The sequence below is a fragment of the Nocardia asteroides genome (genome assembly GCA_019930625.1).
Lineage (GTDB): Bacteria > Actinomycetota > Actinomycetes > Mycobacteriales > Mycobacteriaceae > Nocardia > Nocardia sputi.
This window is the reverse complement of sequence record CP082844.1, coordinates 7,320,538-7,344,838: the sequence shown is the minus strand read 5'-3', so window position 1 is coordinate 7,344,838 and position 24,301 is coordinate 7,320,538. Positions and strand designations below refer to the sequence as shown.

Here is a 24,301-nt window from a genome sequence, read left to right as displayed (position 1 = left end):
GGAGGGCGAGGCGGTCTCGATGCGGCGCGAAGGTCCGCATTCTCCCCAGCGTGCACCTACCCTGATTCCGGTGGCGATTTCGAAGTGATGACGGCTGGGAGTCTCGGTGGGCGCGGCATTGGTCAAAGGTCAGAACGGGGCATTGGACGTGGCCCGCGTGCTGGTGTCGGTGCGGACCGAGGCCGCGGTCGACGTATCGGCGCTGCTGGTGACCGAAGCGGGGCGCGTGCGATCGGACGCGGACTTCGTGTTCTTCGATCAACCGAGCGCGCCGGGCGTGTCGCTGGGGCGCGGAACGCCTGCCGCGCTGTCGGTTTCGCTCGGCGAACTGCCCCCGGACGTCGCGCAACTGCGTGCGGTGCTCACCCTCGACGATCCGGCGGAGTCCTTCGGCGGGTTCCCGCCGCCGATCGCCACGGTCGCCGACGCGGCGGGGACCGTGCTGTACGAGTACCGCATCGAGGGTTTGGGCAGTGAATCCGTGGTGATCGCGCTGGAGCTGTACCGCCGCCAGGACTCGTGGAAGGTGCGCGCGGTCGGACAAGGTTATGCGGGCGGGTTCGCCGCGCTCGTCACCGATCACGGCGTGAGCGTGGACGACGAACCAACCCGAGGGGGCACCGCATCCTCGAGCTCTACCGCGCCCGCGACCACCTGGACCACGCCGCCGACCGACGTCTTCACCGTTCCCGGCGAGGCCCAGCTTTCCTTCGACAAGCGCGCGACGCTGGACCTGCGTAAACGTGAAGTCGCGAAAGTTCTCATGGACAAGAACGCTTTCGGAATCCGCGCCCGCGTCGTGCTCGTCATCGACAAAACCGGCAGCATGACTCGGCAGTACCGCGACCAGGTCGTACATCGTGTCGTGCAGCGGATGATTCCGGTGGCCACCCAGCTCGACGACGACGGCACGCTGGAGGCGTATCTCTACGCGGTCTCATTCGCCAAGTTGCCCGATATCGCCGTCGAGCACGGTGGCGAGTGGGCGCGGACCTACCTGCATCTCATCGGAACCCACGGGGGCATCGACTACGACCGGCTCGGCGGCCGCAACGACGAACTGCCGATCATGCGCGACATCATCGACTCGCTGCGCCGAGGCGATCGCCCCACACTCGTGTTGTTCTTCACCGACGGGGGCTTCGCCAAGAAGCGCGAGATCGCGGCGCTCATGCGCGAAGCTTCGCTGCTGCCCGCCTTCTGGCAGTTCGTCGGCCTCGGCCGCGCCAACTACGGCCTGCTGCGCACCCTGGACGAGCTGTCGGACCGGGCGGTCGACAACGCGGGGTTCTTCGCCCTCGACGACATCGATCAGGTCGACGACACGCAGCTCTACGCGCGATTGCTCGGCGAGTTCCCGGACTGGCTGCGCGCGGCGCGAGCCGCGGGCATCCTGCGCTGACCCACGCGGTGACCGCGCAGCGGCATCATCGCGTCGAACAGCGCAAAGCTGCCCTGCCCACTCGACATTACCCGCCTGATATAGCGAGAAGCTATGGCGGTGTGGAGTTTCGGTGCGCCTCGGATCAGCCGATGACGGCGTTCATGATGGTGCCCGCGCTGGTGGCGATCACCCCGCCGATCATGGCTCCCGCCACCATCTTCGGTGATTCGAGCCCGCCGCCGGTCCACTTCTCCCAGGCGAAGCGGCCACCGGCGTAGATGATGCCGCAGATGCCCGACAGGAGCACGAACCACGTCAGGTAACGGACCAGTTGGAGGAACTTGTCGGAGATCGGCGGTGCTTCTGGAGTGGGATTGCCGATCTGCGCCAAGGTGTCGTAAGCGGCGGCCAGGATCATCGTCGTTCGCTCATTCTGGATTCGGGACAGGGGCAGGTGATTCGCTGAGAAGATCGTATCCGTTCGCTCGCCGCGATGCAGTCGGGTCCGTGCAGCGCAGGAAAGTTCGCGTTTCCCGGTAGCCTGGCCGGGTCTGCCTGTCTCGCGGCTGGTCGGGAACGTTGCGCGCAGTGCGCACACCGCGGCGCGGTCTGTGCCCGTATCCTGGTTCGTGGCCGAATTCATCGGTAGTCGAACGGCTTTCGCATAGCGACTGGTCGGCGGCAGGGTTGTATTCGAGCGTAGAGGGAGTAGACGGTGAGCATCATTCTGGCGTCGGTCGGCGATTCGTTCACGACGTTGGCGCAGATCGGCAATCCGACCCCGGAGGCGCCGCCCTTGGCGGACAAGCTCTTACAGTTCGTCCGGTATCTCACCTGGTTCGCGCTGGCGTCCGGCATCGTCAGCATCATCTACGCGGGCGGCAGATTCGCCTGGGAGAAGTGGAGCGGCGGCGGCTTGCAGTCGCCGAAGATGATCGCGGGCGCGATGCTCGGCGGAGTGGTCGCCACCAGCGCGGGCACCATCATGAACACCGTTCTGGAGTTCTGACCGCGGGCGCGACGCGGCGATCCCGCCCGGCACATCCTCGTCGGTGACGACGAGCGTGCCGCGAACGGATCGCCGCGAGGCGCCGGTCGCGACCGCCGAGGGTGCCGCCGGATGTTTCGCGTCCGTCATACGGTTCCCCCTTTTCCTGCGATCACCGCGTTGACCTGCTATTTCCGTTGCTCGGGGCGGCTATACTCCGGTGCGGATCTCGCGGTGCCCGACACGATCGGAGACGGAGCAGGATCATGGACGACAGGACCGGCGGCGAGTCCGGGGTCTCGCGGCGCACGGCGCTCGGTATCGCGGCGGCATCGGTGGTCGCGGCCGGGTTGGCGGCGTGTGGGGGTGACGACGAAGACCGCGCCCCGGGCTCCGTCCCTGAGGACGCCGCCACGATCGCCAAGGACGCCTACGTCTTCGGGTATCCGCTCGTCCTGATGGACGTCACGCGCGAGGCGGCGGAGGGGGCCACGCCCGCCAACCGGTTCCAGCACGCGACGGCGTTGCCCAGCCCGGCACAACGCGACGTCGTGCGACTGGACCGGGATTCGCTGCGTTCGACCGCTTGGCTGGATGTGACGGCCGAGCCGATGGTGCTGAGCGTTCCCGCGATGGACAGTGGCCGGTTCTGGCTCGTGCAAGTGCTGGATGCCTGGACGAACAACGTGCACAATCCGAGCCAGGCGCGGCCGCAGGCGAGATCGGCCACTGCGCCGTATTCCTATGTGGTGACCGGTCCGGGATGGTCGGGCACGTTGCCGGGCGGTCTTACGCCGTTGCCGATGCCGACGCCGACGGTGTGGCTGATCGTCCGGATCCAGGTCGACGGGGAGAACGATTTGCCGGTTGTCCGCTCGTTGCAGCAGGAATTGCGGCTGGTTCCGTTGAGTGCGTGGATCGCGGGCGGCGAGCCGCCGGCTCCCGCCGCTCCGCCGCGGCAGGCGAGTGTACAGCCGCCGCCCGAATGGGTCGCGGAGATGGACGCGGGAGTGTTCTTCGATCGGATGTGCGCGCTGTTGTCGATCAACCCGCCCGCTCCCGAGGACGCCCCCGCCATGCGGCGCTTCGCGGAGATCGGTATCCGGCCCGGCGGCGCGGTCGAGGGTCTGTCGGAAGGCGATCTCTCGGCCGCGATCGACACCGCCAAACAGCAGATTCCGGTGTATCTGGGCGCCCGCACGGTCAACGAGAACGGTTGGCTCATCGATCCCCTCGTCGGGCGCTTCGGCACCGACTACATGCTGCGCGCCGCCATCGCGCAGATCGCGCTCGGCGCCAGTCTGGCCGAGAACGCCTTCTATCCGACGCTGTTCGCGTCGACCGACGCGGGCGGCGGCGCGGGCCGATTCCGGCTGCATTTCGCGCCCGGCCAACTGCCGCCCGTCGACGACTTCTGGTCGTTGACCGCCTATGGCGCCGACAGCTACCTGGTGCCCAATCCGGCCGGGATCTACGCGGTGGGCCACCCGGCGCCGGTGGTGCTCAATCCCGACGGGTCCTCCGATATCGCGTTGCAGTACAGCGACCCGGGGCCGGGTGTGCCCGCCGGGAACTGGTTACCCATCCCGGAATCCGGCCAGTTCTCGCTGACCCTGCGCATGTACGCGCCCAAGGCGGAGGCGATCCAGGGACGGTGGCGTCCACCGCCGCTGCTGACGGTGTTCTGATCCGGGTCCATGCCCTGATCCGGTCGGTGAACCACGCGCGGCTGCTCACGGCCCGCCGAAAGCCGTGGGCAACCGGCATCGAGTGGAAGGTGCGTCCTTCGGCCCTGCTCGGCGGGTGAACCGTCCCACCACCGCGGCATCGTTTACGCGCTGACCAGCAATTTCCCTGTGTTCGCCGGTTATAATCCGGGACGGTTGCGGCGCGGCACCGGTCGAGCGGAGGCGGAACAGGATCATGGGCGAGTGGACCTACCGCGATTCCGCGCTGTCGCGCCGCGCCGCGCTCGGCCTGGCGGCGACGTCGGTGGCCGCGCTGGGTGCGGCGGCGTGCGCCGGATCGAACGGGGAGGGCTCGACCCAACGCTCCATGACCAGCGAGGGCGGCATGATCGCCAAGGACGCCTACGTATTCGGCTTTCCGCTGGTGCTGGTGGACTCGACCCGGTCGATCGCCGAGGCGACCACATCCGCCAACCGGTTCGACCACGCCACGGCGTTGTACACCGCGGCGCAACGGAGAGTGGTGCGGCCGGACCCCGACACACTGCACTCGACCGCTTGGCTGGATGTGACGGCCGAGCCGATGGTGCTGAGCGTTCCCGCGATGGGTGGTAGCCGGTTCTGGCTGGCGCAAGTGCTGGATGCCTGGACGAACAACGTGCACGCCCCGAGCAGCATCCGGCCGCGGACCGAGCCGACTGCTGCGTCGCACACCTACGTGGTGACCGGTCCGGGATGGTCGGGCACGCTGCCGGAGGGTCTCACGCCGTTGCCGATGCCGACGCCGACGGTGTGGCTGATCGTCCGGATCCAGGTCGACGGGGAGAACGATCTGCCGGTTGTTCGCTCGTTGCAGCAGAGGGTGAGACTGGTTCCGTTGAGTGCGTGGATCGCGGGCGCCGAGCCGCCCGCGCCCGCCGCTCCGCCGGGCGGGGACACGGACGCGCAACGCGCGGTCGACCAGGTCATGGAGATGGACGCGCCGGAGTTCTTCGATCGGATGTGCGCGCTGTTGTCGATCAACCCGCCGGCGCCAGAGGACGCGCCCGCCATGCGGCGCTTCGCGGAGATCGGCATCCGGCCCGGCGGTGCGGTCGTAGGCGTGTCCGAGGCCGAACTGACCGCCGCGGCCGAGACCGTCGAGCAGCAACTCCCGGTGACCATCGGAGCGAATACGAGCAACGACAACGGCTGGGTCTCCGATCTCGGGGCGGGCCGGTTCGGCACCGACTATCTGTTGCGTGCCGTCACGGCGTTCGGCGCTCTCGGCATCCCCTTGCCGGAGGACGCGCACTACTTCTTCACGGCGGTCCCCGCGGGCGCGGGCCCTTTCCGGCTGCACTTCGTGTCGGGCGAGTTGCCGCCGGTCGACGCCTTCTGGTCGCTGGCCGTCTACGACGCCGAGGACTATCTGGTGGCCAACCCGGCCGAGATCTACTCGGTGGGCCATCATGTACCCGTCGTGCTCAACCCGGATGGCTCCCTGGACCTCACGCTCCAGCACGACGACCCCGGCCCGGGCGTCCCCCAGGGCAACTGGCTGCCCGTCCCGGAATCGGAGCCGTTTTCGGTGACCCTGGCCTTGTTCGCGCCGAAAGCGGCGGTCTTGCAGAGGCGTTGGCAGCCACCGCCGCTGATTGCGCTGCGGTGAGCCGGTCCTCGCGACCAGGTCGAGCGCGGGAGTTCGCGAATCGGTGGCGCGGCCGTCGCCGCAAAAAGTAAACGGGTTTTACTAAACACTGTTCACGGAGCTTGGTTCTGTGGTTGCATCTGCTTGGACCGAGTTCCCACATCGTCGTCCAGGTCTGCGCCAGGACCGGACCGTAGGAGTTAGCCGTGACCGTGACCACGCCGTCGATCCCGACGGGATTCGACTTCACCGACCCCGACCTGCTCGCCAGCCGCCTGCCCATCGCGGAGTTCGCCGAACTGCGCCGCACCGCCCCGGTGTGGTGGTGCGCTCAGCACAACCGGGCCAGCGGCTTCGACGACGGCGGGTACTGGGTCGTCTCCAAGCTCGCGCACATCAAGGAGATCTCCAAGAATCCCGAGGTGTTCTCCTCGCATCAGAACACCGCGATCATCCGGTTCAACGAGGAGACCACGCGCGAGCAGATCGACATGCTCGGCGACATGCTGTTGCTCAACCTCGACCCGCCCAAGCACACCAAGACCCGCCGCATCATCTCCAAGGGGTTCACGCCGCGGGCGGTGGAGAGCCTGCGCGCCGCGCTCACCGAACGCGCCGCTCGGATCGTGCACGAGGCCAAGAAGGCCGGTAGCGGCGATTTCGTCGAGCAGGTCGCCTGTGAACTGCCGTTGCAAGCCATCGCCGAGTTGCTGGGCATCCCGCAGGAGGACCGGAAGAAGATCTTCGACTGGTCCAACCAGATGATCTCCTACGACGACCCGGAATTCGAGGGCGATCACCAAGCCGCCACCGCGGAGGTGATGGGTTACGCCTGGAACATGGCCGAGCAGCGGCGTGCCTGCCCGGCCGAGGACATCGTCACCCAACTGGTCAACGCCGACATCGACGGCGAACACCTGGGCTCGGACGAGTTCGCGTTCTTCGTCATCCTGCTGTCGGTGGCGGGCAACGAGACCACGCGTAATTCGATCACCCACGGCATGAAGGCGTTCGTGGACAACCCCGAGCAGTGGGAGATCTACAAGCAGCAGCGTCCGCGCACCGCGCCCGACGAGATCGTCCGGTGGGCCACCCCCGTCACCGCCTTCCAGCGCACGGCGACTCAGGACACCGTGCTCGGCGGCCAAGAGATCAAGAAGGGCCAGCGGCTGGGATTGTTCTACAGCTCGGCCAATTTCGACGAGGAGGCGTTCGAGAATCCGTTCAGCTTCGACGTGCTGCGCGATCCGAATCCGCACGTGGGATTCGGCGGTACGGGCACGCACTACTGCGTGGGCGCGAACCTGGCCCGGCTGCAGATCGATCTGATGTTCAACGCCATCGCCGATGCGATGCCCGGCCTGCGGCAGGTGTCCGATCCGGTGCGGTTGCGATCGGGCTGGTTGAACGGGATCAAGCGCTGGGACGTCGAATACGCTTGAATCGTTCAGTGCAACAGTCCAGACCACGGGGCCGTGCGCCGGTGGTGACCGACACCGACATCCGGCGGGTCGCCAGCAGATTGCTGGTCGAGCGCGGGCCCGACGCGGTCACCCTGCGCGCCATCGCGCGTGAGCTCGGTGTCACCGCGCCCGCCCTGTACCGGTATTACAAGTCGCTGGAAGACCTGCTGGAGCGCCTGCGCCTGGACTTCTGCGCCGACCTGGCCGAAGACCTGACCGCGGAGATCGCCACACTGCCCGACGACGGCGCCGTGCAGTTCTTCGCCATCTGCCGTGGCTTCCGGCGCTGGGCGCTGACGCACACCAGGGAGTTCACCTTGGTGTTCGCCTCGCCCGGCGCCGGGCAGGCTCGCGCGCTGCGCCGCTTCGACGAGCCGTTCGGCCGGATCTTCCTGGCCGCGGCGGGCAGGCTGCTGGCCAACTACGACATCGTCACCCCGCCCACCGACGTCATCCCACCGGAGTTGCGCGAGGATCTGGCGCACTTCCAGACCGAACTGCTGGCCGCGCTGTCGGAGTCGGGCCAGAAGTTTCCCGCCGAGAAACTGGATCTCGGGGTGACGTATCTGATGATCCAGATCTGGGCGCGGCTCTACGGCCATGTCACGCTCGAGGTGTTCGGGAACTACCCGATCCCGCTGGAGAATCCGGAGATCCTGTTCGACGCGATGCTGGCCGATCTCGGCCGCACGGCGGGCCTGCTCAGCGAGTGAGGCCCGGTGGCTCGTGCGCTATATGCGGGCGCCCTTGGCGCGATTGCACGCGCGGCACAGGATCTGGAGATTGGCGGCGCTGGTCGCGCCGCCGCGGCTGAGCGGGATGATGTGGTCGAATTCCAGGTAGTGCCCGTCACCGCATTCGACGCACCGTCCGCCGTCGCGCTGCCACACCTGCGCCTTCACCTCTTGCGGAATGCTTCGGGTGTCGCGCTGGCCCGGGGTGAGGACGAGACGTTTGGCCACGCGCAGGGCGCCTTCCAGGGCGGCCGTGACGTAGTCCGGATCGTCGACGGCGAAGGTCGCACCGCCGCGCGCGGAGGTGGCCGCGATCACCACCGTCCCCTGTTCCGCGTGCACGGAGACGACGCGGGACCAGGGCATCTCGATGCCGGTGTCGGCGCCGACGAAACGCAGCTTCTTGTTGCTGCCGATCAGCCTGCCCTCGGTGAGCTTCGGGCCGCGAGCGAGTTGACGCACGTGTGTGGCGGGCAGGTCCAGATGCACCGTCTCCTCGGGGTCCAGGTGCAGGCCCGGCGTGCGGACGAGGGGCAGATCGCCCGTGCGCAGCCGGTGGAGGGTGTTCCCGCGATGCATCCGTCGGCGCAGATCCTCGATCAGCGGCCCACCCAGCGCGAGTTCGGTGACCGCCTGCTCGAACAGTTCCAGTTCCGCGTGCCTGACCTCACCGTCGGCGAAGGCGAAGGTGACCAGCCGCTCGACGTAGCTGAGCGCCACGTCACGCAAGGCCGTCCGACCCGCTTCGGCGTCGATGCGCTGATAGCGCAACGACGCCCACAACGCCGCCCACTCGGGACCACGCGGGCCGTGGCCGGTGAGCACCCGCCACGCCCGGGTGTGCCAATGGGTGAGGTATTCCTCGATCTCCTGTTCACACCTTTGGCACGGTGCGAGCCCGCCGAGGAGTTTCCGGCGCAGCGGGTTACCGCAACGATCGCAATGACGGCCGCTGTGCGGGTGGCGTAGCCGCCTGTCCTCGGTCCATTCGGTCCCGTCCCACCAACGTAGGCGTTGCGGGTTGTCCGGATCCGGGTGCCAGTCGGCGTATTCGGGATTCGGGGGTGGCACGGGAGCGTGCGGTGCGGTTTCGGGGATGTACCGGTTGAGGTCGACCGGTCGGGGGCGCGGCAGGGGCGAGGTGTCCACGCGGTCGAGCACTTCGGTGCGCGGCCAGGCGGGGGAGTCGAAGCTCGGTCGAGCCCCTGCGGATTGCCCGGTCGGCTCGGCGGACCGGCGGTGGTGATCGGTTATCAGTTGCGATGGAACGTCTTCCGCGGTGACGTTCGGTACGTCGGCTCGCTCGGTCCCGGCGGGGGATTCCCCGTTCGCAAGGGCGGGGCCGGAGGGCAAAGGCCCTTGCGCGACGTGCCGGGCCGGGGTGAGGTCGTGCCGTGCGGGCTGGCCGGCGGGCTCCGCCGTGGGCGTCGAGCGGGCCGGAAGTCGTTCCTGCGCCGACGTGGTCGCGGTGGACCGGCGTACCCGGAACGGGTTGGTGGGATGAGTGGTGCGGGCGGGCGTCGAGGGATCCTCGATTCGGACGCCGAACTCGGTGACCAACCCCGCCAGTCCGCTGGACCAGCCCTGGCCGATGGCGCGGAAACGCCACTGCTCGTCGCGGCGGTAGAACTCACCGAACATCAGCGCGGTCACCGCGTCCACGTCATCGATCTCGAACGTCACGACCGCACCGTCGACGGAGTGCACGGCGACGGTCAGCCCGTGGATGTCGCCGAAAGTGCCCCCGTCCACGGAACCGGAGACGACGATGCGATCGACGTCGGCTTCGGTGCGCGGCAGCGAGACGCTCAGCCGCGCGGTGCCCGGCGCGGGTTCCTGATCGAGCGTGACCGCCTGGGAGACGTGCCGCGGGGCGTTGTAGAACACGAGGTCCCGGTCCGAGCGGACTGTGCCGGACGCGTCCAGCAGCAAGGCGTGCGCATCCACCGCATGCTCCGACCGCCATGAAACAACCACGGCTAGAAGGGATGTCGGTACCGCTGCGTTCGCGCCCTTGCTGAGTTTCATTGTGCTCGCACTATGCCACGACCCTCCGACACGCCGAACGTGCGAGGGGATGGCCTTCGGCGGGGCGTGCGGCACAGTGGTCCCATGACGAACCCGAAACGCCCGGGTCGTAAGCCGCCGACCCCGAAGTTGCCCGGTGGGCGTGTGCCCGGTCCCACCGACGTCCTGGCCGCCGCGCAGGCGGCCGTCGAAGCCGCGCAGACGGCCGCGGGCCAAGCGCTGGAAGCCGCCCAGCTGACCGCGACGTCGGCGTTCGACGCGGCGGTGCGGCTGCCGCCGGCATCGGCTCAGCTGGCCGCCCAATTGCCCGACCTGGTCGAGAACCTCTCGACCGCGATCGAACGGCTCAACTCCACCATCGATCGGCTCGACCGCACTCTGGCCCTCGCCGACCCGGCCTTCGCGGCCTACGACCGGCTGCTGCCCCGGCTGGAGGCGATGATCTCGCTCGGCGAGGACGTGCTCGGCCGATTGGCGAAGTTGCCCGGCGTCGCCTTGCTGGGCAAGCTGACCGGTCTGAGCGCGCCGGAACAACCCGCCGAGGAGCCGCCCCGGCGCAAGCCCGCCAAGCGGCGCAAATGACCGGGTACGAGCGTTCAGCGGTGCGCGTGGTCGGCGGCCGCGCGCAGCGTGGCGGCCGCCTTGAGCAGGACCTCGTGGTACTCCTCGGCCGGGTCGGAGTCGAGCACGATGGCGCCGCCCGCCCCGATCCGCCAGCGTCCGCCGTAGCGGACGGCGGTGCGGATCACGATGTTCAGGTCCGCTGTGCCACCGAGCCCGAGGAAGCCGATCGTGCCCGAATAGACACCGCGCGCCTCGGTTTCCAGTTCATCGATGATCTCCATGGTGCGCAGCTTCGGCGCGCCGGTCATCGATCCGCCGGGAAAACACGCGCGCAGGCAATCGATCACGCCGACCTCCGGCCGCAGCCTGCCGCGCACCGTGGACACCAGTTGATGGACGGTCGCGTACTGCTCGGTGGCCATCAGTTTCGGCACGTACACGCTGCCGATCTCGCAGACCCGGCCCAGATCGTTGCGCAGCAGATCGACGATCATGAGGTTTTCCGCCCTGGTCTTCGGACTGTCGGCCAGCTCGAGGCGCAGGCGCTCGTCCTGCTCAGGGGTCGCGCCGCGCGGCGCGGTCCCCTTGATCGGCTTGCTCTCCACGATGCGCCTGCGGTCGACCTTCAGGAAGCGCTCCGGCGACGAGCACGCGATTTCGAGATCGTCGAAGCGCAGAAAGGCGGCATACGGGGCGGGATTGCACCGGCGTAGCGTGCGGTAGAAATCGAGGCCTTCGGCCGCGGCGGCGGGGATCGTGGCGCTGTCGGTCAAGCAGATCTCGTAGGACTCCCCGGCGTGCAGCCGCTCGTGGCAGACCGCGATGTCGGCGAGGTAGCGCTCCCGGCCGCGAGTGAGCAGCGGCGCGACGGCGTCGCCGTCCTGAGGCACCTCGAGCGGCGGCGGATTCGTCCAGGTCGGAAGGGTATCCAGGGTTTCGCGGGTGTCGCGCAGCCAGTCGGCGGCGGATCGAGCGGTTTCCCCGTCGTCGCTCAGCGCCAGCAGGTGCGTCCGCCCGCCGACGTGGTCGACGACCACCATTCGATCGGCGAAGATCCACTGCGCGTCGGGAGTCGGTGCGCGGTGGACCGCGTTCGCACCGCAGTCGGCTTTCACCTCATAGCCGAGATAGCCGACGTAGCCGCCGACGAAATCGAAGGGCAGCTCGGGCGCTTCCAGCCGGCGCGTGCGCAGTTCGGCGGCCAGGAAATCGAGGATGCCGCCCGGTGCGGTGCGCCGATGTCCGTCGGCGGACTCGACGGTCACCTCGCCGTCACCCACGCGGTAGCGCAGCACCTCGGCCAGCGGGCCGCCGGCGTCACCCAGGAAGGAGAACCGGTCCGCTCCGGGTTCGACATGCTCGCTGTCCAGCCAGAACGCCGTGGGGGAGTTGCCGTACAGCTGCACGAACGCGCTCTCGGTATCGATCGGCCGTTCTATGACGGACCGCTGGAGCCGGAAGGTCCGCGGGAGCGCAGGATCGGGGCGAACCGGATCCGCGGCCCGGGCGGATGATCCGCGGTCGGTGGGACGCTCGAGCTCGACCGCTGCGGCGGGGAACTGCTCGGCCGCGAGCGGCACGTGCGTGGTCCAGGCGGGGGAAAGGGAGGAGCCCGCGGCGACCGGGTCCGGCGCGGTCTCGCGCTCGATCGACCGGCTCGCAGTGGGAGGCGCAGGTCGGCTGCGATGCGTGGCGGTGAGTCTCGCGAAGTTGCGCAGCAAACCGGCGCCGAACTCGCTGGCGATCGACTCCGGGTGGAACTGCACGCCCCACTGCGGCCGGGTGCGGTGCCGTACGCCCATGACGACCCCGTCGCCGGACAGCGCGGTGACCTCCAGATCGCCTGGCAGCGGCCGCAGCGCGGCCAGCGAGTGATAGCGCACGGCGGTGAAGCCTTGCGGAAGCCCGGCGAACAGGTCCCGGCCGTCGTGCTCGATGCGATCGAGATAGCCGTGCCTGGCGGCGGGCGCCCCGGCGACCACGCCGCCCGCCGCGACGACGATGCCCTGATGGCCCAGGCACACCCCGAGCAGCGGCAGGTGGCTCTCGCGGATCACCGCCGCGGAGATTCCCACGTCGCGCGGCACGTCCGGCCGCCCCGGCCCGGGCGAGACGACGACGTTGTCGAACCGGCCGAGATCGAGTTCGGCGACCGTGCGCGCCTCGTCGTTGCGCACGACCGTCGGCTCGACGCCGTTCACCTCGCTGATCAGCTGATACAGGTTATAGGTGAAGGAGTCGTAGTTGTCGATCAACAGCGTGTGCATGGTTCTGGAAACCCTACGCCGCGCCGGTGATAGCTAACTGTTGTCGTCTGCCTTCAGTTAGGGTCGGCAGGTGGTGCACAATGTGGGGCATGTCTGTTGCGCAACCGGTCGATGTGGATCCCGCGGTCGTCGACTTCGCCGTCGTCGGAAAGTGGATGGATGAGCAGGGTCTGCCCTCGGGGGACTTCGAGGATGTGACCGCGCTGGGCGGCGGAACGCAGAACATCATGCTCCGTTTCACTCGCGGTGGCCGCACCTACGTGCTGCGCCGTGGGCCGAAGCACCTGCGAGCCAAGAGCAACGATGTGATTCGCCGCGAGGCCCGGCTGCTCGGTGCGCTGGGCGACACCGAGGTCCGCGCACCCCGGGTGATAGCGGCCTGCGCCGACGAGTCGGTGCTCGGCGCGGTCTTCTATCTGATGGAGCCGATCCACGGTTTCAACCCGCAGAACGAACTGCCCCAGCTGCATGCGAGTGATCCGGAGATTCGCAGGCGGATGGGCCTTTCCGCGGTCGAGGCCATCGCGCGGCTCGGCGCGCTGGACTATCGCGCGCTCGGCTTGGCCGACTACGGCAAGCCGGAGGGTTTCCTGGAGCGCCAGGTGCCGCGCTGGCTCGGTGAGCTCGAGTCCTATTCGGCCAACGAGGGCTACCCCGGTCCGCAGATCCCCGGTGTGGCGGCGGTGGGCGAGTGGCTGGACCGCAACCGTCCCGCCCAGTGGACGCCGGGCATCCTGCACGGCGACTGCCATCTGGCGAACATGATGTTCTCCTTCGACGGTCCGCAGGTGGCGGCGATGGTCGACTGGGAGATGTCCACCATCGGCGACCCGCTGCTCGACCTCGGCTGGCAGATCGCCACCCGCCCGGAACCGGGCACCACCGGCGCGGCGCTGGTGGGCAAGCTCGGCGCGGTCGGCGGGCTGCCGGCGGCGGAGGAGATGATCGCGCACTACGGGCAGTTCTCCGAGCGCGACCTGAGCGCGATGCCCTGGTACACCGTGCTGGCCTGTTTCAAGCTCGGCATCGTCCTGGAAGGCACGCACGCGCGCGCGTTCGCCGGGAAGGCCCCTGAGCAGGTGGGCGATTTCCTGCACGCGATCACGCTGGAACTCTTCGAGCGGGCGCGGCGGCTGATGGAATGACTGTCGGGATGTTGCGATAGTTGACCGGATATCGGTTGAGGGTGTTATCCGGCCACGCCTACCTTGAGCGCATGCCGATCGTTCCCGACGTCAAGGACTGGACCTGGGTGCTCGAACAGCCCTGTCCGGAATGCGGTTTCGACGCCGCCGCGACCACTTACGAAGCCGTGCCCGCGCTCACCAAGGAGGCAGCCGTCCGCTTCGGTGCGGTACTCGGCCGCCCGGGCGTCCGCACGCGACCGGACGAATCGACCTGGTCCGCGCTGGAATACGGCGCGCACGTGCGCGACGTGTGCCGTCTGTTCGACACTCGCCTCGGTCAGATGCTCGACGGTGACCCCGACGGCGAGGCGCCACGCTTCGCGAATTGGGATCAGGACGCGACCGCGATCGCCGACCGCTACAACGAGCAGGACCCGGCCCGGGTGGCCGCGGAGTTGGACGAGGCGGCCGAGCGGGTGGCGCGCTCCTTCGAGTCGGTGCCGCCCGGGCGGCGCGGGCTACGCGGGGCGCGCAGCGACGGGGCGCTGTTCACGGTGGAGTCCTTCGCGCGGTACTTCGTGCACGATCTGGTGCACCACGTGCACGACGTCCGGGGCTGACTGTCGCGCAACTGTAACGCGTTCGGGTTCGAGGTCACGCTATACCGACGATTTTTTCCGCCGGTACTAGAACGCGTTACATTTTTCTCGTAGTGTGGGTGCAGTCACATACAAGCACGCGCATGCGAGAGGGTCGACAGGAATGAAGACGAAGGGCGCGATCCTGTGGGGGATCGACCAGCAGTGGTCGGTGGAGGAGATCGAGGTCGGCGACCCGGTCGCCGGCGAGGTGCAGATCCGGATGGAAACCGCCGGCATGTGCCACTCCGACCATCACATCGTGACCGGTGCGACCCCGATGCCGTCCTTCCCCGTCATGGGCGGGCACGAGGGTGCGGGCGTGATCACGAAACTGGGCCCGAACTGCCCGGCCGATCTCCAGGTCGGCGACCACGTGATCCTGTCGTTCATCCCCGCGTGCGGTCGCTGCCCGGCGTGCGTGGCAGGACACATGGCGCTGTGCGACCTGGGCGCGGGCCTGCTCATGGGGCAGGCGATCAGCGACGGCACCTACCGCATCCAGGCCCGCGGGGAGAACGTCATCCCGATGTGCCTGCTGGGCACCTTCGCGCCGTACATGACGGTGCACCACACCTCGGTGGTCAAGATCGATCCGAGCATTCCCTTCGAGGTGGCCTGCCTGGTCGGCTGCGGCGTCCCCACCGGCTTCGGCTCCGCCACCCACGTCGCCCAGGTGTCCCCGGGGGAGACCGTGGTGATCGCGGGCATCGGCGGCGTGGGCATGAGCGCGCTGCAGGGCGCGGTGCTGTCGGGCGCCTCGAAGGTGGTGGCCGTCGACCCCAATCCGTGGAAACGCGAGCAGGCGCAGAAGTTCGGCGCCACGCACACCTACGAGAGCATGGCCGCCGCGATCATGCCGCTGATGGAGGCCACCGAGGGACGGATGGCCGAGAAGGTCATCCTGACCATGGGCGAGATGCGCGGCGAGTACATCGAGGAGGGCCTCATCCTCACCTCGAAGGCGGGCACGTTGGTGGTCACCTCGATGGGCCGGATGGACGAGAACGACGTGAAGCTGAACAGCTTCCTGCTGTCGATGTTGCAGAAGACGGTCAAGGGCTGCATCTTCGGTGGCGGCAACGCCCGTCAGGACGCGCCGCGCCTGCTGGCGCTGTACAAGGCGGGACAGCTGAACCTGGACGACATGGTCACCCGCAGCTACTCCCTGGAGGAGATCAACCAGGGCTACCAGGACATGCTGGACGGCAAGAACATCCGCGGCATCATCAAGTACACCGAAGCGGACTGGTAGAGCGCCTCACCGCTGCTCGGCGAGCGCGGTGGCGATCCGTGCGATCAGGTCGTACGGCACCGGTTCGCCGAGCCGGAAACGCAGCGTTCCCTTGCCCGCCCGATACGGCTCGAGCTCGCGTTCCAACGCCGGGTCGCCGTCCGGGATGGGGTAGAGGCTGATGTGGTGCTGCCAACCCGCGAAGTGCACGATGTTGCGACCGTGCAGCTTGAAAGTGGGGATGCCGTAGCTGATCGCCTGACTCGCATCCGGCAGGGCGGTCTGGATGGTGCGCCGGATCTCATCGAGGACTTCCCGCACGTCGGAGGGGAAGGCGGCGAGATACGCCTCGACGGTGGTCGGCTTGTCTGCCACGAGGTCCCTCGCTTCCACGGTCGGTTACGGACCGCTCTTCGCCGGCCCGGGCGCCGTGAGTGTAGGCAGCCGACCGCGCCGCACCGGGGATCGCGGACGGCTCGGCGCGCCGCGCTCCCGTGCTCAGATCCGGCAGCGCAGCAGGGCTTCGCGCAGGTTGCGGCTACGGATGTCGTCGAGGACGGCCAACCCCAGCCGGTTCATCGTGTAGCCGAAACCCAGACCGGTGGCGGGGTCGGCGAACCCGAACGAGCCGCCGAGGCCCGTGGTGCCGTAGGCGCGTTTGTCCGAGCCGAATCGGAACGTGCCGCGCGACTTGCGGAAGCCGAGGTGGTAGCGGCTCTTGGTGTGCAGCACCAGGTCGTAGGCGGGGACGTCGTCGGCGGTCTCCTCGGCGGCGAGCCGGTCGAGCAATGCGTCGTCGATCGGCAGCGCGCCGGTGCGGCCCGCGGCCGCGCCGTAGACCTTGGCCAGTGCGCGAGCGTTGCCCACTCCGTTGGACCCCGGCAGTTCCACCTCGAGGAACTCGCGCCGGGTCGCCCGCGCCGGAGCCCCGCAGCGCGGGTTGGTCAGCGCCGCGTAGGACAGCCCGCGCCGGGCGTAGATCTCCGCGCCGATCCGCAGCGGGAGATCGCGTTCGTAGCGCAGCACGTCCAGGCCGCGGGTGGCCGACATCGTGGCGATGCGATCCATGCTCTGCTCGGGCGGCAGGCCGATGAAGAAATCCGCGCCGAGCGGTGCGGCGATGTCCTCGGCGAAGATTCGTCCGAGCGTGCGGCGACGCGGGTCGACCCGGCGCAGCAGTTCGCCTTGATAGAGGCCGAGGGTGATCGCGTGATAGCCGTGCCTGGTGCCGGGCCGCCAGGCGGGTTTCTGCGCCGCCAGAGCGGGTGCGAGGCCGTCCGGATCGGCGATCTGGGGCAGGCGCACGATCTCGCTCAGGCCCGACAGCCCCGCTTGATGGTCGATCAGTTGACGCACGGTGATCGTGTCCTTGCCGTGGGCGGCGAACTCCGGCCAGTACTTCGCCACCGGCTGCTCGTAGTCGAGCAGCCCTTCGGCGACCGCGGCGGCGACGGTGAACGCCGCCATGCCTTTGGTCGAGGAGAACACCGGCACGATCGTGTCCTGCTCCCACGGCAGTGTGCGCCGCCGATCGCGGAAGCCTGCCCACAGATCGACCACCGGGCGCTCGCCCACGTAGACCGCTACGGCGGCGCCGATTTCGCCGTGCCGCTCGAAGTTGCGGCCGAAGGCGTCGGCGACCGGTTCGAAACCGGACGCGACGTCGCCGTGAACAGTGGGCTTTTCACTCATGGTGAGTCGATGGTAGCCATGCGGTTCTCGTAGGCTCGCTGGGTGCGTTCACTCGAGCAGATTCGGGAATGGCCGGTCCGGCACGCGGCGGCCGCGGTGGTGACCGCCGATGGCGGCGTCGCGAGCGAAGGTTCTGTCGAGCGGGTGTTCCCGCTCGCTTCGGTGACCAAGCCTTTGGTGGCATACGCCGTTCTGGTCGCGGTAGAGGAGGGCGCGGTGGAACTCGACCAGCCCGCCGGGCCGCCCGGCGCCACGGTGCGTCATCTGCTGGCGCACGCGTCCGGACTCGCGTTCGACACCACCGACGTCCAGGCGGCGCCCGGAGCCAGGCGGATCTACTCCAGCGCGGGATTCGAGGTGCTCGCCGCGTTCGTCACCGAGCAGACCGGGATCGCGTTCGACGAGTACCTGCGCGACGCGGTGTTCGGACCGCTGGGCATGACCGCGTCGGTGCTGGCCGGTCCGGCCGGGCACGCGGGGCGGTCCACCGCAGCGGATCTGACCCGCTTCGCCGCCGAATTGCTGAACCCGCGCTTGATCTCGGCGCAGACGCACGCCGAGGCCACCTCCGTCCAGTTCCCGGGCCTGAACGGCGTTCTGCCCGGCTACGGTTCGCAGCGCCCCAACGACTGGGGCCTGGGCTTCGAAATCCGCGACGGTAAGACTCCACACTGGACCGGTGGCACGAATTCGCCACAAACCTATGGACATTTCGGCCAATCCGGGACATTTTTGTGGGTTGACCCGAGAACGGGGTTGGCGTGTCTCGCCTTGAGCGACGAGAATTTCGGCGACTGGGCGCGCGCGGCCTGGCCACCGCTGAGCGATGCTGTCGTGGCGGAGGCGACTGCCGGGCGCGACACGGTCACGAAGTAACACGTGTAACTTCGGGCACTCCAGTACACTCAGGCAACGCCAGTTCGACGAATCGTTGGGGAAGACGTTCCTCGTCGAAGCTGGAGGTGTTGGTGGTGCGCGCATCGAGTCAGTTCGCGGATGCGACGGCGGGTGTGGTCTACATCCACTCGTCGCCTGCCGCGCTGTGCCCGCATGTCGAATGGGCACTCACCTCGGCCCTTGGCGCCCCGGCGAAGCTGCGCTGGACCGCTCAACCGGCCGACGGTCAACTGCGCGCCACCAGTGAGTGGATCGGTCCGGTCGGCACCGCCTCCAAGATCGCCCAATCATTGCGCTCCTGGCCGGTTCTGCGCTTCGAGGTGACCGAGGATCCCAGCGACGGCGTGGACGGCGAGCGCTACAGCTTCGTCCCCGGCCTCGGTCTGTGGCACGGTTCCACGAGCGCCAACGGCGACGTCATGATCGGTGAGATGCGCCTGCGCGCCATGCTCCAGGCGACCCGGGAACTCGGGAAGTACTCCGCCTACGACCTGGCGGCCGAAATCGACCGCGCCCTCGGCACCGCCTGGGACGAGGACCTCGAAATCTACCGCTATGGAACGGAATCCGGCGCCGAGGTCACCTGGCTGCGCCGGGACGTGGGGTAGATGTGACCGCACGCCACGACGTTTCGTTCGGTTCGAGCCAACCCGAGCCGACCGAGGATGTTCAGGTGATCGACGCCCTGAACTCCGCGCCCTCCTGGACTGCCTGCACGGCGTCGGCGATGTCGACGACGGGGTAGATCTGGTATTCCGCGAAAAAGGCGAACTTGTTCGGAGCGTCGGCGAGGTCCATCGGATTGTCGGTCTCGACCACCGCGAACCCACCGCTGCCGTCGAGCCGGCCGACGAACTGGTGGTACGTCATGCCCGTGAGCGGCTTCCAATTGGCGAACACCTCCAACGCGCGCCGAATGGCCGCTTCGTTCTCGGTCGCGGAGCCGGTCCAACGGTAGGTCCAGGAAACCATGTACTTCATCTCATCCTCCTTTGATGGCCGGAGCCGCAGGTGAAAGACGACTCCTGCCTTGCCGCCGCGCTGTCGAGGAGATGCGTTGTCAACTCTGCTCGGAGGATGCGCGGGAGTACATCAACCCCTGGGTCGGAATATCTCGTACCAGCCGCCAGAAGAGCTACGTCCGACGGTCACGCCGACACGTGGGGTAGTGCCGCGCCACTGTCAGCCACCAGAAATGGCGGCTGCCCGAGATTCGAAGGCGTGTGTACGGTCGTTCTACGGTCGGGGCCGATAGCGAGGAGCCGACCATGAAACATGCCGGTATGCGCGTCATCGCGGCCACAACGATCGCGCTGACAGCCGCGACGGCTGTCCCCGCCGCCGCGAGCGCCGAGATCACCGCCGAACCGGTCGCCGCGATAGTGGAGGTACCCCCGGCGGTGGTCGACGGAGTACGGAACGCGATCGCGAGCGTCATGTTCTTCGGCATCGTGGGCTTGTGCCTGGCCCGCATTCTTCCGGCGGATCAGTGCCATCTGTTCTGAGACGCGTTGGCGGCATGCGCCAACGCTCCCGTCACATTCGATCTGACACAGGGCTCGGCTCACCCGCGTTCACTGTCCTAGATCATCTGGTTGTGACGCCGACTCGGTCGCACAGAGCTCGAACGTCGTCTTGCATTCCCGATGGTGGCCGTTTCAGCAACGTGTGCAGCATCTCGCGGGCGTAGCCGTTGTATCGGATGGTCTCGGGCGCCGTGCGCTCGGACTTGTCGAGCATTGCCAGCGCGGCTACGTACTCGTCACGCTGATAATGGGCGCGAGCCACCTCGATGAAGTGGCGGCTGCGGCGAGGTACCGACGCTATCCGAGCTGCATCGAACCCACGGGCCGCGCGTAATCCTTCACCTGCTCGGCGCAGCTCTACCCCGAGTGTGGTGGCGTGCGCTTGCATCACTGGCATCGAGAACGATGTCTGGACATGCCGGTAGGTCGGCCCGAGTCGCTGAGCGATCCAATGGGCAGCTTCCCAGGACGCCCATGCTTCGCCGTAGCGGCCGCGACGGGCCTGGACGTAGGCGATCTCGGCCTGGAGCGCTCCGGCGATTCCGCGCCAGTCATCGGACGCCTCGTCCCGGTCCAGATGCGGCTCCAGTTGTGTGATCGCAGTACGCGCCAATGCGATTCCCTCCCCCCACTGTCCCGAGTCTCGTAGCGCCTGGACCATCGACCATGCGCCGCTCGCGATCAGGTATGGGTCGTCTGCCTCGTAGCCCTCGTTCAGTGCGCGATCGGCGACGAGCCAGACCAGTTCCGGAGCCGGTTGATAGGCCACGAAGAAGTCCGCCAGCTGATACACCCCGGCCAGAACACGGCGGGCGGCCCGGCGATCGCCGCCGGGCGAACGCGCAGCGCTTTGCGCGTCCCTGATCAATCCGGGCAGCAACGAACCGAGCTGCGTCCGGTGGTCGGGACTCGCGTGGCGCACGTGCCATGCCTGTCGGAGCCGCGTAGCGAGGTGCTCGATGCTCACCGATGGGTTCGTCGCAGGAAGGCGATAGTCGGCCAGCGCGGACTGTACATCGGTCAGCGCAGCGTGACGTTCGCCCGCGAAGACCGCAACGGGAACCGCGTGCCCGTCACCCGTCAGCTCGGCCAGATCGTTCAGTTCCAGCGCGCGGGCGATCCGAAGCAGCATCGGAAGGCGCGGAGTCTGTAAGCGGCCGTTCTCCACGGCCTTCAACCATTCGGCGGATCGGCCGACCAAGCCTGCGAGGACCGGTCGTGACATGCCCGCTCGTTCACGGTGCCGACGGATTCGTGTGCCTACCGGGGCATTGTCATCGGAGCTGTACACGGCTGTACCCCTCTCGCCGCTGGTTCGATTGAGACAAGCCTAACCGGATGGTCTCCGCTGTAGCGGGACAAACGATGCCTCTGAGAAGCGCGGGGTACGAACCGTACCCGATCACTTCATCGGACCGGCCTAGCGTGCTGCTCAGCCCGCCGCCAGGTCGATGCAGCGCTATTCGTTCACATCCCCGGCGGCTAGGGCACATCTATGAGTCGGGCAGGGGAGTGATCGTCAATGGGCGGTGAGAGCGGCTGTGCAACAACACAGTTGGGGCCGAACGCGGTCGGATTCATCCGACGCGAGGTTTCCGGACCGGACGTGATACGCGACGAGTTGACAATCCGGGAAATCGCCGCTGCGCGCGGATATTTCGTGGTGGAGGTGGTCGTGTTCGCAACGGCGGTCAGGACTGCGGCTTTGCTGGCGGTCGATCATATCCAGGTGGCTGATGCGGCTGCGGTGATCGTGCCAGGGGTGGTGCACGTCGAGCCGTTCGTCCGGGCGATCACCGAGCTATGCGACCTGATCAGTCCAGAACAGACGTATCCGCGTGGTTATCGGTGGCCGTCGTTGCTGCCCGCGAACCATCCGTACCGGAGGTTGCCGTGACCGGGTTGCAGTTGTTTGCTGCCGCGGTCGGCATAGGTCTGCTCGTGGCGGTGTTTGTCGGCGTGGCTGTGTCGCTGTGGCCTGCCCGGCTACCGGATGGACGCAGTGTGGAGGAGATCAGTCAGCGCGTACGACGGGAGCGCTCTGGCATGGATTCGCCGGTATGGCCGACGGGCTTTCAGCATGAGGCACCCGAGCATGTAATGGGCGTCATGGAAGCTCAGATGACGATGCAGCAGCACCGTGCCTGTCGTGTCGGTGAGTGTCCGCGCAAGTCCACCGCGTGGCAGGCGCTGGTCGAGGCGGGGCGTATCCGGCCGGATGCGGGTCGGCGGCGGTGACAGTCGGGCTCACTCTGTTCTGTGGCCGAGTACGGCGAACATGGTTACCGAGAAGTGATAGTCGCCCTTGGCTATGCCGGCTTCCATGGCGGAGACGATGTCGCGGCCTTCCTGTTCGGAGATCGCGCCGTCGGTGCGGGCGTAGGCGATCATCTGGGTGAACAGGGGGCGCGCGGTTTCCGGGTTCCAGATCACCGCCTCCGATCCCATGTCGTCGATGGCGAACCCGGCCGCGCTGAGCAGGCCGCGCAGGTGCCGGCCGGATGCGGGGTTCGGGGTGGTCGCGAGCATCGCCTTGGTCAGGCGGGCGATGACGTCGGGGTCGCCGGGATGGGTGATGACGGTGTGCCAGTCGCTGTCGATGAGTAGCGCGCGGCCGCCCGGTCGCAGAACTCGGGTGATCTCGGCGGTGGCTGCCGCCGGGTCGTCGAGGTGCTGGTAGACCCGCTCGCAACGCACCGCGTCGAAGTAACCGTCCGGGAACGGCAGGTGATAGGCGGTTCCCTCGACGAAGCGGGCCCGAGTGTTCGCGGTCTCTGCGCGTCCACGAGCGATGGCGAGCATCGCCGGATTCGGGTCGACCCCGACCGCGTCGCCGCCGGGGCCGACCCGGTCGGCGAGTTCGATCACCTCGGTGCCTGTTCCGGCGCCGATGTCCAGCGCGCGTTCGCCCGGCCGGACGGCCAGGACCTCATGTCCCCACGCGCGCATGCGCCGGATACCCGGCAGCGCCGCTTGGAGGTCGAGGATGCCGACCAGAGCGGCCATCGGGTCGTCGGTGGACGCGCTCGAAGCGTCCGGGATCGCGTCCACGTGGAACGAGGGGACGGGCGGCGAGGGCTTGCTCGACATGTCCCGACACTAGCCCCGCATCGTCGCCGACGGCAGTGTGTCCGGTCATCCCTCGCTGTCGACGCGGGTACTGCTTTCGCGCCCCGCATGCCGATCCCCGGCACGATCCAGCTCGAATGGCGATGCATCGGGTTTCATTTGTCGGCGTTCCGGATTTTCATCCGATGTCGTCAGGGGTGGAGTGGATCTTGGCATGAGGGAAGTAGTCGATTCACCGCGTGGGGTGGTCCCGTTTGTGATGATCTTTGTGGGGTAACACTTGCTCGGCTCGCGGTTTCGACGATCGGTTCGGCGCGGAAGGATTCTTCGGCAGCGTCCACCGGCCCGACTACAGAGGGAGCGTCAGATGGCCGAATCAGGCTCCGCTGATCTCAAGAGGCGGCACCGCGCGATGTGGGCACTGGGCGACTATCCGTCCATCGCCGCCGAAGTCATCCCCGCGCTGGGCCGGCGTCTGGTCGAGGCCTGCCGTATCGGTCCGGGGCAGCGCGTGCTGGACATCGCGGCCGGATCCGGCAACGCGGCGATCCCGGCCGCGGAGGCCGGTGCGGACGTCGTGGCGAGCGACCTCACGCCGGAGCTGTTCGAGGCGGGCCGGCGTATCGCCGCTGCCCGGGGCGTCGAGCTGCGATGGCAGGAAGCCGACGCCGAGGCATTGCCCTACGCCGATGCCGAGTTCGATGCCGTGATCTCCTGCGTCGGCCTGATGTTCGCGCCGTTCCACCAGGCGGCCGCGGACGAATTGGTGCGCGTGGTCAAGCCGGGCGGCACGATCGGGCTGATCAACTGGACACCCAGCGGATTCATCGGCCAGATGTTCGCCACCATGAAACCGTTCGCTCCGCCGCCCCCGCCCGGTGCGCAGCCGCCTCCGCTGTGGGGCGACGAGGCGCACGTGCGGTCCCTGCTGGGCGATCGCGTCGCCGACCTGGAGTTGCGGCGCGAGAACGCGGAAATCGATCGTTTCGCCGACGGGGCCGAGTTCCGCGACTTCTTCAAGTCCTACTACGGCCCGACGGTCGCGGTGTACAAGGCCATCGCCGCAGAACCCGAGCGCATCACGCGGTTGGACCGGGAACTCGCGGAACTCGCTGCCCGGCACGACCTGGGCAACGGGCGCATGGAGTGGGAGTACCTTTTGGTCACCGCACGCCGCGCGGCCTGACCTGGTCACCCGTCGTCGATCGAACGAGCCGCCTACCGACGCTTCAAGCGATTCCTGTGCATTTGAAAGCTGTACGGAACAGTCCAAGCGGTTGGTGCGGGCACCGGTACCAACCCTGAACCGCTTCATCGGTCCAGCACTCGGCTCCGCCAGGAGATTCTGGCCTCCCGTGCGGTCGACCCGGCA

General features: G+C 68.0%; 24 protein-coding genes. 16 read left to right on the top strand and 8 right to left on the bottom strand.

All coding sequences use genetic code 11. From position 1 onward, the window contains the following. Positions 1–106 precede the first annotated feature (106 nt). The gene (locus K8O92_33160; GenBank protein UAK32467.1) at positions 107–1,402 is read left to right on the top strand and encodes a VWA domain-containing protein; all 1,296 of its coding nucleotides are present in this window, start codon (positions 107–109) and stop codon (positions 1,400–1,402) included. Between the two features lie 124 nt (positions 1,403–1,526). Here K8O92_33160 and K8O92_33155 read toward each other — a convergent pair whose 3' ends face one another. Next, positions 1,527–1,802: a hypothetical protein gene (locus tag K8O92_33155; protein UAK32466.1), complete on the bottom strand. Its 276-nt coding sequence runs from the start codon at positions 1,800–1,802 to the stop codon at positions 1,527–1,529. Between the two features lie 297 nt (positions 1,803–2,099). Here K8O92_33155 and K8O92_33150 point away from each other — a divergent pair, with 297 nt between their 5' ends. From K8O92_33150 to K8O92_33130, 5 genes are all read left to right on the top strand, one after another. Continuing rightward, the gene (locus tag K8O92_33150) at positions 2,100–2,393 is read left to right on the top strand and encodes a hypothetical protein (GenBank protein ID UAK32465.1); all 294 of its coding nucleotides are present in this window, start codon (positions 2,100–2,102) and stop codon (positions 2,391–2,393) included. A 245-nt stretch (positions 2,394–2,638) separates the two neighbouring features. Then, positions 2,639–4,060: a DUF1254 domain-containing protein gene (locus tag K8O92_33145; protein UAK32464.1), complete on the top strand. Its 1,422-nt coding sequence runs from the start codon at positions 2,639–2,641 to the stop codon at positions 4,058–4,060. A 235-nt stretch (positions 4,061–4,295) separates the two neighbouring features. Beyond that, positions 4,296–5,711, top strand: coding sequence for a DUF1254 domain-containing protein (locus K8O92_33140; GenBank protein UAK32463.1), 1,416 nt, complete (start codon positions 4,296–4,298; stop codon positions 5,709–5,711). Between the two features lie 191 nt (positions 5,712–5,902). Next, positions 5,903–7,132, top strand: coding sequence for a cytochrome P450 (locus tag K8O92_33135; protein UAK36096.1), 1,230 nt, complete (start codon positions 5,903–5,905; stop codon positions 7,130–7,132). A 44-nt stretch (positions 7,133–7,176) separates the two neighbouring features. After that, positions 7,177–7,866, top strand: coding sequence for a TetR/AcrR family transcriptional regulator (locus K8O92_33130; protein UAK36095.1), 690 nt, complete (start codon positions 7,177–7,179; stop codon positions 7,864–7,866). A gap of 18 nt (positions 7,867–7,884) precedes the next feature. On the opposite strand, the gene K8O92_33125 is transcribed toward K8O92_33130, so the two are convergent. Beyond that, positions 7,885–9,915: a TerD family protein gene (locus tag K8O92_33125; GenBank protein ID UAK32462.1), complete on the bottom strand. Its 2,031-nt coding sequence runs from the start codon at positions 9,913–9,915 to the stop codon at positions 7,885–7,887. 84 nt (positions 9,916–9,999) lie between these two features. On the opposite strand from K8O92_33125, the gene K8O92_33120 reads away from it, so the two are divergent. Beyond that, the gene (locus K8O92_33120) at positions 10,000–10,497 is read left to right on the top strand and encodes a hypothetical protein (GenBank protein UAK32461.1); all 498 of its coding nucleotides are present in this window, start codon (positions 10,000–10,002) and stop codon (positions 10,495–10,497) included. 14 nt (positions 10,498–10,511) lie between these two features. Here the strand turns inward: K8O92_33120 and pabB are convergent, their stop codons facing one another. Then, on the bottom strand, positions 10,512–12,746 hold the full coding sequence (pabB, locus tag K8O92_33115; GenBank protein ID UAK32460.1) for an aminodeoxychorismate synthase component I: 2,235 nt from the start codon (positions 12,744–12,746) through the stop codon (positions 10,512–10,514). 80 nt (positions 12,747–12,826) lie between these two features. Between pabB and K8O92_33110 the strand changes: the two genes are divergently transcribed. From K8O92_33110 to K8O92_33100, 3 genes are all read left to right on the top strand, one after another. Beyond that, positions 12,827–13,891, top strand: coding sequence for a phosphotransferase family protein (locus K8O92_33110; protein UAK32459.1), 1,065 nt, complete (start codon positions 12,827–12,829; stop codon positions 13,889–13,891). A gap of 71 nt (positions 13,892–13,962) precedes the next feature. After that, positions 13,963–14,493, top strand: a complete 531-nt coding sequence (locus K8O92_33105) for a DinB family protein (GenBank protein UAK32458.1) — start codon at positions 13,963–13,965, stop codon at positions 14,491–14,493. 142 nt (positions 14,494–14,635) lie between these two features. Further along, positions 14,636–15,766 carry an NDMA-dependent alcohol dehydrogenase gene (locus K8O92_33100; GenBank protein ID UAK32457.1) on the top strand — a complete coding sequence of 377 codons (1,131 nt, stop codon included), beginning with the start codon at positions 14,636–14,638 and terminating at the stop codon, positions 15,764–15,766. Between the two features lie 6 nt (positions 15,767–15,772). Here K8O92_33100 and K8O92_33095 read toward each other — a convergent pair whose 3' ends face one another. Further along, a complete protein-coding gene (locus K8O92_33095) occupies positions 15,773–16,120 on the bottom strand; it encodes a DUF1801 domain-containing protein (protein UAK32456.1) in 348 nt (115 codons plus the stop codon). A 123-nt stretch (positions 16,121–16,243) separates the two neighbouring features. After that, positions 16,244–17,437: a beta-lactamase family protein gene (locus K8O92_33090; GenBank protein UAK32455.1), complete on the bottom strand. Its 1,194-nt coding sequence runs from the start codon at positions 17,435–17,437 to the stop codon at positions 16,244–16,246. Between the two features lie 42 nt (positions 17,438–17,479). On the opposite strand from K8O92_33090, the gene K8O92_33085 reads away from it, so the two are divergent. Both K8O92_33085 and K8O92_33080 read left to right on the top strand, forming a co-directional pair. Further along, positions 17,480–18,313: a beta-lactamase family protein gene (locus K8O92_33085; protein UAK32454.1), complete on the top strand. Its 834-nt coding sequence runs from the start codon at positions 17,480–17,482 to the stop codon at positions 18,311–18,313. A 95-nt stretch (positions 18,314–18,408) separates the two neighbouring features. Then, complete coding sequence (locus K8O92_33080; GenBank protein UAK32453.1) at positions 18,409–18,942, top strand: DUF3145 domain-containing protein; 534 nt, start codon at positions 18,409–18,411, stop codon at positions 18,940–18,942. A gap of 61 nt (positions 18,943–19,003) precedes the next feature. On the opposite strand, the gene K8O92_33075 is transcribed toward K8O92_33080, so the two are convergent. Continuing rightward, complete coding sequence (locus tag K8O92_33075) at positions 19,004–19,315, bottom strand: DUF3303 domain-containing protein (GenBank protein ID UAK32452.1); 312 nt, start codon at positions 19,313–19,315, stop codon at positions 19,004–19,006. A gap of 287 nt (positions 19,316–19,602) precedes the next feature. Between K8O92_33075 and K8O92_33070 the strand changes: the two genes are divergently transcribed. Continuing rightward, complete coding sequence (locus K8O92_33070) at positions 19,603–19,839, top strand: hypothetical protein (GenBank protein ID UAK32451.1); 237 nt, start codon at positions 19,603–19,605, stop codon at positions 19,837–19,839. 82 nt (positions 19,840–19,921) lie between these two features. On the opposite strand, the gene K8O92_33065 is transcribed toward K8O92_33070, so the two are convergent. After that, positions 19,922–21,085 carry a helix-turn-helix domain-containing protein gene (locus tag K8O92_33065; protein ID UAK32450.1) on the bottom strand — a complete coding sequence of 388 codons (1,164 nt, stop codon included), beginning with the start codon at positions 21,083–21,085 and terminating at the stop codon, positions 19,922–19,924. A gap of 297 nt (positions 21,086–21,382) precedes the next feature. On the opposite strand from K8O92_33065, the gene K8O92_33060 reads away from it, so the two are divergent. Together K8O92_33060 and K8O92_33055 are read left to right on the top strand one after the other, a co-directional pair. Next, entirely contained in the window at positions 21,383–21,757 is a 375-nt protein-coding gene (locus K8O92_33060; GenBank protein UAK32449.1) for a hypothetical protein, read from the top strand. Beyond that, positions 21,754–22,098 carry a hypothetical protein gene (locus K8O92_33055; GenBank protein ID UAK32448.1) on the top strand — a complete coding sequence of 115 codons (345 nt, stop codon included), beginning with the start codon at positions 21,754–21,756 and terminating at the stop codon, positions 22,096–22,098. The genes K8O92_33060 and K8O92_33055 overlap by 4 nt, the downstream gene beginning before the upstream one ends. Positions 22,099–22,107: 9 nt before the next feature. On the opposite strand, the gene K8O92_33050 is transcribed toward K8O92_33055, so the two are convergent. Then, positions 22,108–22,866: a methyltransferase domain-containing protein gene (locus K8O92_33050; GenBank protein UAK36094.1), complete on the bottom strand. Its 759-nt coding sequence runs from the start codon at positions 22,864–22,866 to the stop codon at positions 22,108–22,110. A 430-nt stretch (positions 22,867–23,296) separates the two neighbouring features. On the opposite strand from K8O92_33050, the gene K8O92_33045 reads away from it, so the two are divergent. Then, on the top strand, positions 23,297–24,115 hold the full coding sequence (locus tag K8O92_33045; protein UAK32447.1) for a class I SAM-dependent methyltransferase: 819 nt from the start codon (positions 23,297–23,299) through the stop codon (positions 24,113–24,115). The last annotated feature ends 186 nt before the right edge of the window (positions 24,116–24,301 follow it).

Coding starts and splice junctions, on each gene's coding strand:
- K8O92_33100 (UAK32457.1), top strand. CDS start 14,636: ATGAAGACGAAGGGCGCGATCCTGTGGGGGATCGACCAGCAGTGGTCG.
- K8O92_33145 (UAK32464.1), top strand. CDS start 2,639: ATGGACGACAGGACCGGCGGCGAGTCCGGGGTCTCGCGGCGCACGGCG.
- K8O92_33060 (UAK32449.1), top strand. CDS start 21,383: ATGGGCGGTGAGAGCGGCTGTGCAACAACACAGTTGGGGCCGAACGCG.
- K8O92_33050 (UAK36094.1), bottom strand. CDS start 22,866: ATGGCCGCTCTGGTCGGCATCCTCGACCTCCAAGCGGCGCTGCCGGGT.
- K8O92_33155 (UAK32466.1), bottom strand. CDS start 1,802: ATGATCCTGGCCGCCGCTTACGACACCTTGGCGCAGATCGGCAATCCC.
- K8O92_33065 (UAK32450.1), bottom strand. CDS start 21,085: ATGTCACGACCGGTCCTCGCAGGCTTGGTCGGCCGATCCGCCGAATGG.
- K8O92_33070 (UAK32451.1), top strand. CDS start 19,603: ATGAAACATGCCGGTATGCGCGTCATCGCGGCCACAACGATCGCGCTG.
- K8O92_33105 (UAK32458.1), top strand. CDS start 13,963: ATGCCGATCGTTCCCGACGTCAAGGACTGGACCTGGGTGCTCGAACAG.
- K8O92_33110 (UAK32459.1), top strand. CDS start 12,827: ATGTGGGGCATGTCTGTTGCGCAACCGGTCGATGTGGATCCCGCGGTC.
- K8O92_33090 (UAK32455.1), bottom strand. CDS start 17,437: ATGAGTGAAAAGCCCACTGTTCACGGCGACGTCGCGTCCGGTTTCGAA.
- K8O92_33140 (UAK32463.1), top strand. CDS start 4,296: ATGGGCGAGTGGACCTACCGCGATTCCGCGCTGTCGCGCCGCGCCGCG.
- K8O92_33075 (UAK32452.1), bottom strand. CDS start 19,315: ATGAAGTACATGGTTTCCTGGACCTACCGTTGGACCGGCTCCGCGACC.
- pabB (UAK32460.1), bottom strand. CDS start 12,746: ATGCACACGCTGTTGATCGACAACTACGACTCCTTCACCTATAACCTG.
- K8O92_33045 (UAK32447.1), top strand. CDS start 23,297: ATGGCCGAATCAGGCTCCGCTGATCTCAAGAGGCGGCACCGCGCGATG.
- K8O92_33120 (UAK32461.1), top strand. CDS start 10,000: ATGACGAACCCGAAACGCCCGGGTCGTAAGCCGCCGACCCCGAAGTTG.
- K8O92_33125 (UAK32462.1), bottom strand. CDS start 9,915: ATGAAACTCAGCAAGGGCGCGAACGCAGCGGTACCGACATCCCTTCTA.